Raw genomic sequence first — 14,026 nt, 5'->3', positions numbered from 1 at the left:
TTGACACCAAGCAAAGTTCCTTTAAAATTAATACTATGAAATAAAGATTATAGAAATATTAAACCGCTTTTTGTCTGATATGGGAGGAAATCATCATGAAAGAAGTCAAGCGAATTATGGTCGCCGCTGCCGCTGCCGTCATGGCGCTCACGGCAGCTGGCTGCAGCTCATCATCGTCATCATCATCCAGCAAGTCTTCTTCCAAGGTCTACAAGATCGGTATCTGTCAGCTGGTCCAGCACGAGGCTTTGGACGCGGCGACTAAGGGCTTCAAGGAAGAAATTACCAAAGAGCTGGGCAAGAGCCATGTCAAGTTCGACACGCAAAACGCCCAAGGCGACTCTTCAACCGCCACTACGATCTGTAATAACTTCGCTTCTGAAAATGAAGACTTGATTTTGGCCAACGCTACTGCCTCCCTGCAGGCAGCCAGCGCGGCTACTAAGTCAATTCCAATCTTGGGGACGGCGGTCACCAACTACCAGGTGGCTTTGAACCTAAAGAAGTTCAACGGCACGGTTGGCGGCAACATTTCCGGGACTTCTGACCTTGCTCCTTTGGACAAGCAGGAAAAAATGATCAAGGACTTCGTTCCTAAGGCTAAGAAGCTGGGCATCCTCTACTGCTCTGCTGAGCCAAACTCCAAATACCAGGCTGATGAAGTGGCCAAGTACGCCAAGAAGGACGGCTTGAAGGTCACCAAGTACACTTTCTCTGACACTAACGACGTCAACTCTGTTACCCAGCAAGCTACTAGTGCCAGCGACGTCATCTACATCCCAACTGACAACACGGCTGCATCCTGCGCCAAGACCATCAACAACGTGGCTCTGAAGGCTAAGGTGCCGATCATCGCCGGTGAAGAAGGGATCATGAGCAAGTGCGGGGTTGCTACCCTGTCTATCGACTACTACGGCCTGGGCAAGCAAACTGGCAAGATGGCCGTGCAAATCCTTACTGGCAAGAAGAAGATCGCCCAAATGCCGGTTCAGTACTACAAGAACCCGGTCAAGGAATACAACCCAACCATCTGCAAGAAGCTGGGCATCAAGGTTCCAGCCGGCTACAAGGCTTACAAGAACTAGTTTTTAGTTTTCTTTTGTAAAAAGCTGCTTGAGACTGGAGGACATTATGGCAGGATACTTATCATCATTGAGCTTTCTCGACTTGGCTGGCCGTTTGCCAGCATCAGTCGCGCAAGGGCTCTTCTGGGGCATTATGGCCCTGGGCGTTTACATTACTTTCCGGATCTTGGACATCGCGGACCTGACGGTTGACGGGACTTTCGCTACAGGCGGGGCAGTCTCAGCCGTCTTGATCATGAAAGGGGTCAACCCCTGGCTGACAGTTCTGGTAGCCCTCGTAGCAGGCCTTTTGGCCGGCGCGGTTACCGGCTGGTTGCACACCCTCTTCGGGATTCCGGCAATCCTGGCCGGGATTTTGACCCAATATGCCCTCTACTCCATCAACTTAGCCATCATGGACTTCAAGGCCAACACGGCCATCAGTTCTATGACCCCTGGCCTGGTTATCTCAGGCTTAACGGTTAACGAGTCTATCTTGGTCTGCGGCTTGATCGTCATTGCCTTGGTGGCTTTGATGTACTGGTTCTTCGGGACTGAACTTGGGTCATCCCTTAGAGCGACCGGCTGCAACCCGGAAATGAGCAAGGCGCAAGGCATTAACATTAACCGGATGAAGGTTTTAGGCCTGGCCATCTCCAACGGCTTAGTTGCCGTGGCAGGTGCCCTGTCCTCTCAGTACTCTGGTTTTGCCGACGTCAACGCCGGCCGTGGGTCCATCGTTATCGGCCTGGCGGCTGTCATCATCGGTGAAGTTTTAGGCGAAGCTATTTTGGGCAAGAAGCTCAACTTTGCCGGCCACCTGGCCTTCGTAGTTATCGGGGCGATCATCTACTACATCGTCTACACTTTGGTTCTGTGGCTGAAGATGAACCCGAACATGATGAAGCTATTCACGGCCATCATCGTTGCCCTCTTCTTGGCGGTGCCATACCTCAGAAGCCGGGCCAAGAACTCCTTTGCCAAGGCGGGCAAGAATGCTAGAAAAGGGGCTTAAAAATGCTAGAACTGACCAACATTACCAAGACTTTTAACCCCGGAACCATTAATGAAAAGCATGCCTTGAACGGGGTCAACTTGAAGCTAGAAGACGGCGACTTCGTGACGGTCATCGGGGGCAACGGGGCCGGCAAGTCAACCACCTTGAACGCCATCGCGGGCGTTTGGCCGGTTGACACGGGTTCCATCGTTATCGACGGCCAAGACGTAACGGGCCTGCCAGACTTTAAGCGGGCGCCTTTGATCGGCCGGGTCTTCCAAGATCCAATGACCGGGACGGCGGCAACCATGCAAATTGATGAAAACTTGGCTCTAGCTGCCCGGCGGGGCAAGCACAGAGGGCTCAAGTGGGAAGTTACCGCTAAAGAACGGGCTGAATACAAGGAAAAGCTGAAGGTGCTCAACCTGGGTCTGGAAGACCGGTTGACTGCTAAAGTTGGCCTTTTGTCCGGCGGGCAGAGACAGGCTTTGACCCTGCTGATGGCAACTTTGGTCAAGCCAAAAGTTCTCCTCTTGGATGAACACACGGCGGCACTAGACCCGAAGACGGCAGAAAAGGTCTTGAAGGCAACTGACCGGATTGTTGCAGAAGGCAAGCTGACCACAATCATGGTAACCCACAACATGCGGGATGCCATTGCCCACGGCAACCGCTTGATTATGATGAACGACGGCAAGGTCGTTTTGGACATCAAGGGTGAAGAAAAGAAGAAACTGACAGTGGAGAAATTGCTCCACCAATTTGAAGTCGTATCCGGCGAGGAATTCGCCAGCGACAAGGCAATTTTAGGCTAGAAAAGACGAAAACTGACGATTTTCCAATCAAGGAAGTCGTCAGTTTTTTCGTTTATTCGAAAAGCTGCCGGTATTCGCCGTAACCTGCTGCTTCCAGCTGGTCGTAAGGGATGAACTTGAGGGCAGCAGAGTTGATGCAGTAGCGCAGACCGCCTCTGTCCAAAGGACCGTCGGTAAAGACGTGGCCCAGGTGGGAGTCAGCTTGACGGCTGCGGACTTCAGTTCTTTCCATGCCAAAGGACTGGTCCCGGCGCTGGGTCAGCTTGGTGAGGGGCTTGGTAAAGGCTGGCCAGCCGCAGCCGGAATCGTACTTGTCCAAAGAGGAAAAAAGGGCTTCCCCACTGACCACGTCGACGTAGATCCCTTTTTCAAAGAAGTCGTCATACTCACCTGTATAAGGCGGTTCAGTCGCCGCGTTTTGGGTCACGGCATACTGCATTGGCGTCAGCCGGTCTTTCAAATCTGCTTTTTCGTTCATCTTGGTCACCTCATCTTTAGAATAAGGCTATTGTAGCTTGGATGGATTCACGAGGCCTTGATCTGGATCAAGAAATTACTTGTTTAAACTTCGGTATATGGCTTAATAACTGATAATTCAGTGCTGAGCTTTTTCTTGGCATCCCCAAAAGAACTGTAAAATGGGCACAATTCTTGTCATAGTTTCCAAAAGCCGCTCTACTTATAATGAAATCCATGAGTAATAAAACGGAGGATTGTTATATGACTAAAGCAGCTTTATTTGACTTAGACGGCGTGATCGCTGACACGGCAGTTTACCACTTGCAGGCTTGGCGGAAATTGATACAAGACCACTTTAACCAGGATGTTCCAGCTGACTTGCTGGCCCAAACCAAAGGATTGAGCCGGGTGGACTCCTTAAACGCGAGCATATTCCAAGAGGGCGTTTAACTTAATCGATATCAAAAGCAAGGATATGTTGCTTTGGCCGGCTAGCAATTTTTTTGATCAAGCCAGACTCCTCAAGAGCCTTCAGCTCCCGCTTTATCTCCCGTTGAGACGAGCCTTCTTTTGAGACCAGTTCAACAATAACCCGGTCTTGAATACCCAAAGACGGGTTATTACCCGTAAATAGCTTGGATTCAGCCAGGTAAAATATAATACCGTAAACCGTTTTTTTATCATAACCCACTTCGGCAAGTTTGTTAGCCTTAGCACTGGCAGCTGATTTAACGCGGTTCAACTTCTCTTTAGCTGTAATCAAGGCATTTAAAACCTTATCTTGTTGGTCCGTCAAGATCTGCAACATTTTTTCAATGAAAAATGTCAGCTCTGCCCTATTTTCTTCTTTGTCAGCTTCTTTAAAGATCCGATAGTAGCTAGACACTTGAGCATGAATAGCAGTAGCAACCGAAAATCCCGTAAAGCGGTCATACTTGCTAGAAAGATATGTTGACAAAAGATAACGGCCCATCCGGCCATTGCCGTCCAGGAATGGGTGGGTATTTTCAAAAAAGAAATGAGTTACCAAAGCTTTGTAAACCGCCGGCAGATCATCCTTGCTCATAAAAGCAATCAAGCTGCTTAGTGCTTCAGAGATAGCCAGTTCAGAAATCGGTGGGACATGCACTGTTTTAGTCGCTGAGCCAACTCTGAGAACTCCATCTACTAACGTGTCTCGGAAAAGCTGACCGTTTGGCTGCTTTTCTACTGGAATTTCACCCTTCAGCAGTTTGTCATAGATATTACGGAAATCCTGCAGGCTCTCAATCTTGAGAAGATTACCTTTTTGAACTTCTCGATACATGCGAATGGTCGACCAAAGACGTTTTTCCTGTCCTTTTGGATGGCCATCTATGCTTCTAATGATCGTGCTGATTTCAGCCGCATCTGTTTTAATTCCTTCAATGCTGTTGGTATAGGTGATTTCACCCAGAAGGAGAGAATCCAAAAATTGATCAAGTGCGACTGGCGGCAGTTTCCGGCTGGCTTCTTTAATTTTTTGAGAATTAAGAAGAAACCGATTAAATAAATTGACCATGTTTGGCGTGTACACAAAGAAGATTGGGTACTGCTTGGTCTGTTCGTCACTCTTTTTAAAATTAAGCAAGGGATGCAGGTTAGTCACAACGGATGATACATTAGCCAACCGTTGTTGGTATTCCGCATCTAAAGAAAAGTTTGGATCATAGCCATGCTGATATTTAACGATTTCCAAGGGCTGATAGTGCTCCATTTGACTGCTCCCCTCTTTTTGCTCAAAATCACTTTTTTGTCAATTTATAATACCATTTCTAGTACTTTTTATCCTTATTTTTTGTCAAAAACGCCATTTTGATAAAAAAGGAATCGAAGTCCCCCCTCTTTTTCCCGCAAAAATGCAATTTTAAGATTTTTGGGCAAACGAAAACCCCCTTGGAAATTGAGAGCATATTCCAAGAGGGCGTTTATATCTTTTAGCAGCATCATGCTTAGCGCATGGTGCGCTCGGCGCTATCTACCTCATTACCTATAATATCATATTTTGCCTGTTTAGTCCTACGGTGTGCACTATTTTGATGCCGCTTGGACGATTACCATGAATAGGTGGATAAGCCTAAAAACAAGCAAAAAAGCACCGGATTTCACATCCAGTTCTCTTAAAAATTGCTTAGTCAAAGAAGCCGTCAGCCTTCAAGGCTTCCAAGTAGCGGTGCACGGCATCTGGCCAAGTTGGCAGCGGCTTGAAGCCATTCTCTTCCAACTTGCTCTTGTCCAAACGGGAGTTAAATGGCCGTACAGCCTTGGAGAGGCCGTATTCTTCCGTGGTAACCGGAGTTACCCTGGTCTTGTAGCCAGCCTGGCGGTAGATTTCCTTAGTGAAATCGTACCAGCTGATGTAGCCGGTCTTCGTGCCATTTTCGTCATAACCGCTCTCAGTTGCCGGCAATTCCGCGTTAGTTGCGTGGTAGTAGCCGTACTTGTCAGTTTCGATCATGTCGACCAAAAGCCGGGCCAAGTCTAAAGTATAAGTTGGCGTACCAATTTGGTCGCTGACCACCTTGACTTCATCATGGGTCTTGCCCACGTTGAGCATAGTCTTGATGAAGTTCTTCCCGTTCAAGCCGAAGACCCAGGCGATCCGGACGATGAAGTACTTGTCCAAAGTTTCAGATACGGCAAGTTCCCCGCCCAGCTTGGTTTCCCCGTAAACGTTCATTGGCTTGTAGCCCTTGAAGTCCGGGTCCCATGGAGTAGTGCCCTGGCCATCGAAGACGTAGTCAGTGGAGATGTAAACCATTGGCACGTCTAATTCCTTGGCTACGTTGGCAATGTTTTGGGTACCGTCAGTGTTGACCTTGCGGACAGCCGCAACCTTGTCGTCGTCTTCAGCCAGGTCAACTGCAGTCCAGGCAGCACAGTGAACGATCACGTCAGGGTTAACTTCAGTGATGGCCTGCTTTACGCCTTCCGCGTTAGTAATGTCCAAAGAAACGTAAGGAGCAGTAGTAACAGCTGAGCCGTCAGCGATCCCGCTGTATTCCGGAGCCAAGTCGCTGCCAACGCCTTCGTAGCCGCGCTTAGCCAGTTCGTTCATCACGTCGTGGCCCAGTTGGCCGTTGACGCCAGTTACGAAAACCTTCATTTTTTCCTCCTAATTAAAACTTGAAAGTGTCCTTAAGGCCCAGCCACTTTTGGTCCTTGTCGGACAAAGTCAGCTTAGTACCGTCTTCCAAAGCGTAGCCGCTAGCATCAGCTGAGCCCGGGTATTCGCCAACCAATTGCGGCCATTCAATCCCGATTTCAGGGTCGTTCCAAGCCATGCCGCCTTCATCGTTTGGGTGCCAGAAGTCGTTAACCTTGTAGCAGAATTCAGCCACGTCGCTCAAAACCAGGAAGCCGTGGGCGAAACCTTCTGGAATCAAGAATTGCTTCTTGTTTTCAGCAGTCAGTTCCACCCCGTACCACTTGCCGTAGGTCTTGGAGTCGCTTCTCAGGTCAACGGCAACGTCGAAGACATCCCCGCGAACAGCCCGGACCAGCTTGCATTGCGGGAAGTGCTTTTGGAAGTGCAGGCCCCGCAAAACGCCCTTGGTTGAGCTTGATTGGTTGTCTTGGACGAAGTTGATGTCAAAACCAGCTTCCTTCATGTCGTTTTCGTTGTAGGTTTCCATGAAGTAGCCACGGTCATCCCCGTGAACTGCTGGCGTAATCACTGCCAAACCTTCAATACCGCCGACATTCTTTTCAACTTTGATTTGACCCATTTTTTCTGACTCTTCTTTCTAAAAAATTAATACTTCAGCTTGCCTTCAGCCACTGCCTTGAGGTGCTGGCCGTAAGGGCTCTTGCCGTAGTGCTTGGCAGCTTCCATCAACTTGTCTTCGTCAATCCAGCCGTGCACGTAGGCAATTTCTTCTGGGGCTGAGATGCTTACCCCAGTCCGTTCTTCTACCATCTTAACAAAGTTGGAGGCGTCAACCAGGCTCTGCATCGTCCCGGTATCCAGCCAGGCGTAGCCCCGGCCCAAAAGCTGAACGTCCAAGGTGTTGTCGTTCAAGTACATCTCGTTCAAAGAAGTGATTTCCACTTCCCCGCGGGCACTTGGCTTAACCTGGGCGGCTCTTTCGCTCACGCCAGCTGGGTAGAAGTACAAACCAGTTACGGCGTAGTTGCTCTTTGGCTGAGCCGGCTTTTCTTCGATGGAAATCGCGTGGCCGTCCTTGTCAAATTCCACAACCCCAAACCGTTCCGGATCGTTGACGTAGTAGCCAAAAACCGTTGCCCGGCCAGCTTCCGCGTCCTTGGCGGCGTTTTCCAGCATGTCAGTAAAGCCGTTGACGTAGAAGATGTTGTCGCCCAAAACCATGGCGCAAGGTTCACCGTTGATGAAGTCTTCGCCCAAAGTAAAGGCTTGGGCCAGGCCGTCTGGACTTGGCTGAACCTTGTAAGAGAGCTTGACGCCGAATTGTGACCCGTCGCCCAAAAGTTCCTTAAAGCGCGGAGTGTCAGCTGGCGTGGAGATAACCAAGATGTCCTTGATCCCGGCCAGCATCAAAGTTGACAACGGGTAGTAGATCATTGGCTTGTCATAAACAGGCAAAAGCTGCTTACTGGTAACCAGGGTTAATGGATACAGACGAGTGCCTGAACCACCTGCTAAGATAATTCCCTTCATTTTTTCTCTTCCTTGCCTCTTACTTTTCGTCTAAAACCTGCTTCTTGCCATACATTTCCTGGTAGTAGTTCTGGTAGTCACCGGAGATGATGTTTTCCCACCATTCCTTGTTGTCCAGGTACCATTGGATGGTCTTCTTGATACCGTCCTTGAACATGGTTTCCGGCAACCAGCCGAGTTCGTCGTGGATCTTGGTTGGGTCGATAGCGTAACGTTGGTCGTGACCCTTGCGGTCAGTAACGTGTTCGATCAAGGAGTAAGGCTTGTCCAGGTAGTCACAGATCAGCTTAACGATGTCGATGTTGTGCATTTCGTTGTGGCCGCCGATGTTGTAGACTTCACCAACCGTCCCCTTTTCCAAAATGAGGTCGATGGCCTTGCAGTGGTCTTCAACGTAAAGCCAGTCGCGGACGTTTTGGCCTTCACCGTAAACTGGCAAAGGCTTGTCGTCCAAGGCTCTTTGGATCATCAATGGGATCAGCTTTTCCGGGAATTGGTAAGGGCCGTAGTTGTTTGAGCAACGGGAAATAGTTACAGGCAGGCCGTAAGTTCTGCCGTAAGCCCCGACCAAAAGGTCAGCGCTGGCCTTTGATGATGAGTATGGGCTGGAAGTGTGCAGCGGAGTGTCTTCGTGGAAGAAGAGGTCTGGCCGGTCCAGCGGCAGGTCGCCGTAAACTTCGTCAGTTGATACTTGGTGGTAACGCTTGATCCCGTACTTGCGGCAGGCGTCCATCAAAACAGAAGTACCGATGATGTTGGTTTGCAGGAAGATTTCCGGGTTTTCGATTGACCGGTCAACGTGGCTTTCTGCGGCGAAGTTAACAACAACATCCGGGTGTTCTTCTTCAAAAAGCTTGTAGACGCCTTCGCGGTCGCAGATGTCCAGCTTGACGAAGCGGAAGTTTGGCTTGTCCATGACATCCTTCAAGGTTGACAGGTTGCCCGCGTAAGTCAGCTTGTCCAGGCAGATGATCTTGTAGTCTGGGTGCTTCTTCATCATGTAGAAGACAAAGTTGGAACCGATAAAGCCGGCACCACCGGTAACGATAATTTTCATGTAATGAACCTCCGAGTTCAAACTAAGCAATTTTTCTTGACTGACTCAAAGTATAAAACATGACGTTACGTAAGCTTCAATAGAAAAAATAAAATAACCGTCGTTTTTTAAAAAGCTTTAAAGACTTGAGATGGAAAAATTACGTAGCCATGGCGATATTCGCAAAGTTCAGCCCCGTAATTTACGCAGCCATGACGATATTCGCAAAATTCTGCCCCATAATTTACGTAGCCATGGCGATATTCGCAAAGTTCAGACCCATAATTTACGTAGCCATGGCGATATTCGCAAAATTCTGCCCCATAATTTACGTAGCCATGGCGATATTCGCAAAATTCTGCCCCATAATTTACGCAGCCATGGCGATATTCGCAAAATTCTGCCCCATAATTTACGCAGCCACGCTAAATTCATCAGTTGCACAGCTGCCCGCTATTTGCGGCAGATAAAGGTCCCGGCGTCTTTAGTGATGTGGAAGCCCCCGGCAACCTCAGCTTCAACGAATTGCTTAAATTCCTGGTAGCGGTCCAAGAGAAGGGCGTTCTGGTTGCCGTGGCAGGACAAGATATAAGAAATAACGGGTTCAGCTTCGTCTAATTCGATGGCGTCCTCGTAGCACCGACAGGTCACTTGGGCAAAAAACGGAGCGAGGATCTCTTCCCCGTTGTCTAAGCCGAAGCGATCATAGAGGTTGACGGAAGAGAGGACGATTTGGGAGTTGAACTCCTGGACCAAGTCAGTGATTTCGTGCATGTGGCGCTGGCTGTAGGTTGACGCGCAGAAGCGGCCCCCTTTTTTCAAAACCCGGCGGACTTCTTTAAGGACCTGGGGGATGTCGTCGCAGTAAAAAAGCATGTGGTTGGCGACGACCAGGTCAAATTCTTCGTCGGCAAAAGGCAAGTGGGCCGCGTCGCATTGGTTATAGGAAAAGCGGCTGTCTTCACCGATTTCCTTTTTGGCATCGGCCAGCATCCCTTCTGAAATGTCGGTCAAGATGACCTGGCAATCCTTAGGCAGGCGGTCGTGGCTAGTAGCCCAGAGTTCGCCATTCCCGCAGCCGATCTCTAAAACTTTTAAGCCGGGAACTAAGTCGAGCTGGCAGAAAAGCCAAGGGAACCAGCCCTCCTTGTTCATGGAGTAGTCCCGGTGCAGGCGGATCCGGGCGGAGATGTTGGTGGCGTTCTGGTACTGGGTCTTGAGGCTCTGGGTCATGGTTGACCGGTGGAGCAGTTCCAGCATCCGGCTCCAGTCAACGGGCTTGCCAGCTTCCAGGGTTTGGGTGGTTGAGTCGATGGCGGCTTCAACAGCGGTCATTTCTTCAATCCGCTCTTCCACTAGGCGCCGCTGGATTTGGAGGGAATCCAGGAGGCGGCGCCGGTCGCTGGCCCCCAGGGTCAGGCCGCGGATTTCCCCTAAGGAAAAGCCCAGGTATTTTAACAGGAGGATCTGCTGGAGCTTGGCGAAGTCAGCGTCGCTGTAGCGTCTGGCCCCGCCCTTGCTTCTGGCTGAAGGTTTGAGGAGGTTCTGCTGGTCATAGTAGCGGATCGTTCTGACGGACACGTGGGCCCGCTTGGCAAATTCGCCGGATGTGTAGTAGTCGGTCATGGGAGCTCCTTTCTGCCTTAGATTATAACCGATTTTTTCTGGACAAAAATACCCTTGAGCTCAAGCCGGAGTTCAAGGGTAAATTTTTACAGATTCAAGGTGAAGTGAAGGGCATTGTCGACCTTGCTGGCGATAACATCGTATTCCAGCGGATGCGGCCGGAAAAGATTGTCAATCATTGTATAAGTCAGACCCAGACAAAAAGTTTCCACAAAGTCCTTGGCCTGCTGATCAAAATCCGCTCCTTCTTCTTCAATAATCTGCTTAAGCAAGACGGCGATATGGCTGGAAATTTCCCCAACCACATCAACCTCCGTCTGGCTTTCATAGACGCTCTTATAGAAACTTTTATTCAGTTCGATCCCGTAAAAGACCAAAAAGATGATGCCTTCCCAGTCCAGGTAGCCGATATTGCTCTCGATATCGTTTTCCATCATTGACTTGATCGTATAGTCCAAAAGATCGAACTTGTCCTTAAAGTTCTCGTAAAAAGTCTGCCGCCTAATCCCGCTTTGCTTCATGATCTTGGCAACACTTACATGGTTAAAGCCGTTTTTGGCCACCTCATCTTTAAAAACTTGCGAGATGTGCAGCTTTAAACATTCTGACATTGGCTAACACTCTACTTTAACAGAGCTTGCAGGCCGCTAGCTAAAAGACCACCGGCGATTGGCCCTAAGACTGGCACCCAGGCATAAGCCCAGTTAGCCCCGCCCTTGTTTGGCACTGGCAAAATCGCGTAAGCCAGACGTGGTGAGAAATCCCGGGCCGGGTTCAAGGCAAAGCCAGTCGTTGAACCCAGAGCTTGACCAACCACCATAATCAAGAAGCCAACAATTAATGGCTTCAAGCCTTGGGTGAAGTTGCCCAGGTTGAGCAAGGTGAAGATGAAGACAAAAGTCGCGATCGTTTCACTCAAGAAGTTGAAAACAGGGTTACTGATGGCTGGGCCAGTCGCAAAGATCCCCACGCTGTTGCCTTCGTCAGCCTTGGTTGCCTTGAAGTGCGGGTAGTAGTGCAGGATTACCAGAGCTGCCCCGACAAAGGCGCCCAGGAATTGCCCCAGCAAGTACGGCATTACCTGACTCCATGGGAAGAAGCCGAAGGCCGCGAAGCCAATAGTTACCGCTGGGTTGAGATGGCCTTGTGAGCCAAATTGGCCAGCCACGTAAACACCGAAGGTTACCGCCATACCCCAGGCCAGGGTGACAAACAGCCAGCCCTGCCCCTTGGCATAAGCCTTATTCAAGCTGATCCCGGCCCCGCAGCCGACACCCAGCACGATCAAAATCATCGTTCCTAAGAACTCTCCTAAAAAGCCGTTCATGTTAGTTATCTCCTTTAATCTTCAAAGGCGCCAGCTGGCTTTCAAGTTCAGCCAAGCCAACGCCGGCCTGCAAAAGTGAAGCCGCCACATAAGAGCCTTCGATCAAGGCCACATCATAAACGCGGACCTTTTTCTCGGCAAACTCCCCAGCCATATCCAGATTCATTCTAGCACTGCCCAGGTCGTAAAAAGCCAGTAGCTCGTCAGCCGCATTTTCTTCAATTGCCTGCCCAATCTTTTCCATACTGGTCCCAATATCGCCGTCATCAGTACCACCAGCAAAGGTAATTGGCACGTCAGCCGCTACCTGCTTAAGCAGTTTAGGCAAACCTGCCGCGATTTCGGGCACATGGGACACGATCAAAATACCGTAAGTCATCTTAACCCTCCGCTTCCAGCAAAGCGGTAAAGAGGTAGCCGCTAGATACTGAGCCTGGGTCCAAGTGGCCAATTGACCGCTCACCTAAGTAAGATGCCCGCCCCTTCTTGGCCTGCATCGGCTTGGTGCTTTCAACTGCCTCTTGAATGAGTTCGTTAGTTAAGTTTCCTTTAGCTAAAGCCGGTACGACTGCTGACCAGACATCAACCATGGTCTTATCGCCAGGTTCAGCGCCGCCCCGCTTCTTGATTCCCAAAAGGGCCGCTTCAGTCAATTTCGCCAGGTCAGTTTCACTATTGCTCAGCTTGGCCATTTCCAAGAAGGCTGTCCCATAGAGGGGACCTGAAGCCCCGCCGACCTTGCTGATCAGAGACATTGCCACCAGCTTTAAAGCTGAGGTCAAATCAGCTGGCTTTTTAGTCTGCAAGGCTTCTTCAACCGCGGCCATCCCTCTGGCCATGTTATTGCCATGGTCCCCGTCGCCAATCGGAGTGTCCAGGTCACTTAAGTAAGCCTTGTTGGCTTCGATTTTTTCTGCAAAAATTGCCATCCACTTGTCTAAAAGTTCAGTCGTCAGTTCCATTTTTTGCTCCCCCTTACCAAGCAATCGTCTTAACTGGATAGTTCAAGTAGTCCAGCCACTTGTCATCCGCGATTTCCATCACCGTCAAGGAAATACCAGCCATGTCGATGGAAGTCATGTAGTTGCCGGCCTTGGTGAAGACAGGCTTAATGCCTTTAGCACCCAGCCAGTCCAGGATATCCTTGCTAAAGATGTATTGTTCCATGAGTGGAGTTGCCCCCATCCCGTTAACCAAGATGGCGTACTTCTTGTCAGCAGACAGCTTCAAGCTATCATCGATCTTGCTGAGCAGTTCCTGGGCCAGGTCCTTAGATGGCTTGATCTTTTCTCTGCGATAGCCTGGTTCGCTGTGAATCCCGACCCCGTATTCAATTTCGTCATCAGCTAAAACGAAGCCCGGCTTGCCAACTTCTGGAACCGTAGCTGCTGACAAGGCAACACCAATCGTGTTAATGTGCGGCAATACTGCCTTGGCTAATTTCTCAATTTCATCCAAGCTAGCACCTTGGTCAGCAGCCGCACCTAAGATTTTATGCATGAAGACAGTCCCGGCCACCCCGCGCCGGCCTTGAGTATAAAGGCTGTTTTCCACGGCGATGTCGTCGTCAACCACGATAGAGCGGACTTCAATGTCGTCCATAGCTGCTAAGTCCTTGGCCATGTCAAAGTTCATCACGTCGCCAGAATAGTTCTTGACGATCAAGAAGACGCCCTTGCCTTGGTCGGCTGCCTTAATAGCTTCATAGATTTGGTCTGGAGTCGGGGAAGTAAAGACTTGCCCACAAACAGCCGCAGTCAGCATCCCTTTGCCAACATAACCAGCGTGGGCTGGTTCATGGCCGCTACCACCGCCGCTGACCAGACCAACCTTGCCGGTCATTGAGTCCTTGTCGCTGCGGACTAAAGCGGCCGTAGCCGGGATCCGTTCAACGTATTGCGGGTACATTCCGGCTAGGCCAGTTACCATTTCTTCAACAACATTGCTTGGGTCATTAATGATCTTTTTCATCGGAAAATCCTCCTTACTTCTTCCAACTTGTTTAACCACATCATATATTGTAAGCGTTATCTTTTCAACGGACA

The 14,026-nt window shown here is 49.9% G+C and carries 17 protein-coding genes; 5 read left to right on the top strand and 12 right to left on the bottom strand.

Annotation, left to right across the window (positions count from 1 at the left end):
• The first annotated feature begins 95 nt into the window (after positions 1 to 95).
• From ACLUXO_RS04505 to ACLUXO_RS04495, 3 genes are read left to right on the top strand one after another with little or no spacing between them, the layout of a single operon-like run.
• Complete coding sequence (locus ACLUXO_RS04505) at positions 96 to 1,085, top strand: ABC transporter substrate-binding protein (RefSeq protein WP_412136491.1); 990 nt, start codon at positions 96 to 98, stop codon at positions 1,083 to 1,085.
• A 46-nt stretch (positions 1,086 to 1,131) separates the two neighbouring features.
• Positions 1,132 to 2,079 carry an ABC transporter permease gene (locus ACLUXO_RS04500; RefSeq protein ID WP_412136490.1) on the top strand — a complete coding sequence of 316 codons (948 nt, stop codon included), beginning with the start codon at positions 1,132 to 1,134 and terminating at the stop codon, positions 2,077 to 2,079.
• Positions 2,080 to 2,081: 2 nt separating this feature from the next.
• Positions 2,082 to 2,876 carry an ABC transporter ATP-binding protein gene (locus ACLUXO_RS04495; protein WP_412136489.1) on the top strand — a complete coding sequence of 265 codons (795 nt, stop codon included), beginning with the start codon at positions 2,082 to 2,084 and terminating at the stop codon, positions 2,874 to 2,876.
• 52 nt (positions 2,877 to 2,928) lie between these two features.
• Here the strand turns inward: ACLUXO_RS04495 and msrB are convergent, their stop codons facing one another.
• Positions 2,929 to 3,354, bottom strand: a complete 426-nt coding sequence (gene msrB / locus ACLUXO_RS04490; protein WP_412136488.1) for a peptide-methionine (R)-S-oxide reductase MsrB — start codon at positions 3,352 to 3,354, stop codon at positions 2,929 to 2,931.
• 242 nt (positions 3,355 to 3,596) lie between these two features.
• On the opposite strand from msrB, the gene ACLUXO_RS04485 reads away from it, so the two are divergent.
• Positions 3,597 to 3,785 (top strand): HAD hydrolase-like protein, encoded by a 189-nt coding sequence (locus ACLUXO_RS04485; protein WP_412136487.1) that lies wholly within the window; start codon positions 3,597 to 3,599, stop codon positions 3,783 to 3,785.
• A gap of 1 nt (position 3,786) precedes the next feature.
• On the opposite strand, the gene ACLUXO_RS04480 is transcribed toward ACLUXO_RS04485, so the two are convergent.
• The 5 genes from ACLUXO_RS04480 to rfbB form a co-directional block, all read right to left on the bottom strand.
• Entirely contained in the window at positions 3,787 to 5,070 is a 1,284-nt protein-coding gene (locus ACLUXO_RS04480; protein ID WP_412136486.1) for a Fic family protein, read from the bottom strand.
• Between the two features lie 414 nt (positions 5,071 to 5,484).
• Complete coding sequence (gene rfbD / locus ACLUXO_RS04475) at positions 5,485 to 6,459, bottom strand: dTDP-4-dehydrorhamnose reductase (RefSeq protein ID WP_412136485.1); 975 nt, start codon at positions 6,457 to 6,459, stop codon at positions 5,485 to 5,487.
• A gap of 13 nt (positions 6,460 to 6,472) precedes the next feature.
• Positions 6,473 to 7,081, bottom strand: coding sequence for a dTDP-4-dehydrorhamnose 3,5-epimerase (rfbC, locus tag ACLUXO_RS04470; protein WP_270448701.1), 609 nt, complete (start codon positions 7,079 to 7,081; stop codon positions 6,473 to 6,475).
• 26 nt (positions 7,082 to 7,107) lie between these two features.
• Positions 7,108 to 7,992 (bottom strand): glucose-1-phosphate thymidylyltransferase RfbA, encoded by an 885-nt coding sequence (gene rfbA / locus ACLUXO_RS04465; protein WP_412136484.1) that lies wholly within the window; start codon positions 7,990 to 7,992, stop codon positions 7,108 to 7,110.
• 19 nt (positions 7,993 to 8,011) lie between these two features.
• On the bottom strand, positions 8,012 to 9,049 hold the full coding sequence (rfbB, locus tag ACLUXO_RS04460; RefSeq protein ID WP_003620254.1) for a dTDP-glucose 4,6-dehydratase: 1,038 nt from the start codon (positions 9,047 to 9,049) through the stop codon (positions 8,012 to 8,014).
• A 149-nt stretch (positions 9,050 to 9,198) separates the two neighbouring features.
• Between rfbB and ACLUXO_RS04455 the strand changes: the two genes are divergently transcribed.
• Complete coding sequence (locus ACLUXO_RS04455; RefSeq protein ID WP_412136483.1) at positions 9,199 to 9,498, top strand: hypothetical protein; 300 nt, start codon at positions 9,199 to 9,201, stop codon at positions 9,496 to 9,498.
• Here ACLUXO_RS04455 and ACLUXO_RS04450 read toward each other — a convergent pair.
• From ACLUXO_RS04450 to dhaK, 6 genes are all read right to left on the bottom strand, one after another.
• Positions 9,482 to 10,654 carry a MerR family transcriptional regulator gene (locus tag ACLUXO_RS04450; RefSeq protein ID WP_412136482.1) on the bottom strand — a complete coding sequence of 391 codons (1,173 nt, stop codon included), beginning with the start codon at positions 10,652 to 10,654 and terminating at the stop codon, positions 9,482 to 9,484. The two genes, ACLUXO_RS04455 and ACLUXO_RS04450, sit on opposite strands and share 17 nt — an antisense overlap.
• An 86-nt stretch (positions 10,655 to 10,740) precedes the next feature.
• The gene (locus ACLUXO_RS04445; protein ID WP_412136481.1) at positions 10,741 to 11,265 is read right to left on the bottom strand and encodes a TetR family transcriptional regulator; all 525 of its coding nucleotides are present in this window, start codon (positions 11,263 to 11,265) and stop codon (positions 10,741 to 10,743) included.
• Positions 11,266 to 11,276: 11 nt separating this feature from the next.
• The gene (locus tag ACLUXO_RS04440) at positions 11,277 to 11,981 is read right to left on the bottom strand and encodes an MIP/aquaporin family protein (protein ID WP_412136480.1); all 705 of its coding nucleotides are present in this window, start codon (positions 11,979 to 11,981) and stop codon (positions 11,277 to 11,279) included.
• A gap of 1 nt (position 11,982) precedes the next feature.
• Positions 11,983 to 12,360 carry a dihydroxyacetone kinase phosphoryl donor subunit DhaM gene (gene dhaM, locus ACLUXO_RS04435; RefSeq protein ID WP_270448708.1) on the bottom strand — a complete coding sequence of 126 codons (378 nt, stop codon included), beginning with the start codon at positions 12,358 to 12,360 and terminating at the stop codon, positions 11,983 to 11,985.
• A 1-nt stretch (position 12,361) separates the two neighbouring features.
• The gene (gene dhaL / locus ACLUXO_RS04430) at positions 12,362 to 12,943 is read right to left on the bottom strand and encodes a dihydroxyacetone kinase subunit DhaL (RefSeq protein WP_412136479.1); all 582 of its coding nucleotides are present in this window, start codon (positions 12,941 to 12,943) and stop codon (positions 12,362 to 12,364) included.
• Between the two features lie 13 nt (positions 12,944 to 12,956).
• Positions 12,957 to 13,952, bottom strand: a complete 996-nt coding sequence (gene dhaK, locus ACLUXO_RS04425) for a dihydroxyacetone kinase subunit DhaK (RefSeq protein WP_412136478.1) — start codon at positions 13,950 to 13,952, stop codon at positions 12,957 to 12,959.
• Between the last annotated feature and the right edge of the window lie 74 nt (positions 13,953 to 14,026).

The organism is Lactobacillus delbrueckii subsp. bulgaricus, assembly GCF_046938665.1.
Lineage (GTDB): Bacteria > Bacillota > Bacilli > Lactobacillales > Lactobacillaceae > Lactobacillus > Lactobacillus delbrueckii_C.
Note: the sequence above shows the minus strand (reverse complement) of the source record. Positions and strands in the feature narration are given on the sequence as shown.

Bases quoted from the DNA above. Each gene is read 5' to 3' on its own strand.
- ACLUXO_RS04505 (WP_412136491.1), top strand. From the start codon at position 96: ATGAAAGAAGTCAAGCGAATTATGGTCGCCGCTGCCGCTGCCGTCATG.
- ACLUXO_RS04500 (WP_412136490.1), top strand. From the start codon at position 1,132: ATGGCAGGATACTTATCATCATTGAGCTTTCTCGACTTGGCTGGCCGT.
- ACLUXO_RS04495 (WP_412136489.1), top strand. From the start codon at position 2,082: ATGCTAGAACTGACCAACATTACCAAGACTTTTAACCCCGGAACCATT.
- msrB (WP_412136488.1), bottom strand. From the start codon at position 3,354: ATGAACGAAAAAGCAGATTTGAAAGACCGGCTGACGCCAATGCAGTAT.
- ACLUXO_RS04485 (WP_412136487.1), top strand. From the start codon at position 3,597: ATGACTAAAGCAGCTTTATTTGACTTAGACGGCGTGATCGCTGACACG.
- ACLUXO_RS04480 (WP_412136486.1), bottom strand. From the start codon at position 5,070: ATGGAGCACTATCAGCCCTTGGAAATCGTTAAATATCAGCATGGCTAT.
- rfbD (WP_412136485.1), bottom strand. From the start codon at position 6,459: ATGAAGGTTTTCGTAACTGGCGTCAACGGCCAACTGGGCCACGACGTG.
- rfbC (WP_270448701.1), bottom strand. From the start codon at position 7,081: ATGGGTCAAATCAAAGTTGAAAAGAATGTCGGCGGTATTGAAGGTTTG.
- rfbA (WP_412136484.1), bottom strand. From the start codon at position 7,992: ATGAAGGGAATTATCTTAGCAGGTGGTTCAGGCACTCGTCTGTATCCA.
- rfbB (WP_003620254.1), bottom strand. From the start codon at position 9,049: ATGAAAATTATCGTTACCGGTGGTGCCGGCTTTATCGGTTCCAACTTT.
- ACLUXO_RS04455 (WP_412136483.1), top strand. From the start codon at position 9,199: ATGGCGATATTCGCAAAGTTCAGCCCCGTAATTTACGCAGCCATGACG.
- ACLUXO_RS04450 (WP_412136482.1), bottom strand. From the start codon at position 10,654: ATGACCGACTACTACACATCCGGCGAATTTGCCAAGCGGGCCCACGTG.
- ACLUXO_RS04445 (WP_412136481.1), bottom strand. From the start codon at position 11,265: ATGTCAGAATGTTTAAAGCTGCACATCTCGCAAGTTTTTAAAGATGAG.
- ACLUXO_RS04440 (WP_412136480.1), bottom strand. From the start codon at position 11,981: ATGAACGGCTTTTTAGGAGAGTTCTTAGGAACGATGATTTTGATCGTG.
- dhaM (WP_270448708.1), bottom strand. From the start codon at position 12,360: ATGACTTACGGTATTTTGATCGTGTCCCATGTGCCCGAAATCGCGGCA.
- dhaL (WP_412136479.1), bottom strand. From the start codon at position 12,943: ATGGAACTGACGACTGAACTTTTAGACAAGTGGATGGCAATTTTTGCA.
- dhaK (WP_412136478.1), bottom strand. From the start codon at position 13,952: ATGAAAAAGATCATTAATGACCCAAGCAATGTTGTTGAAGAAATGGTA.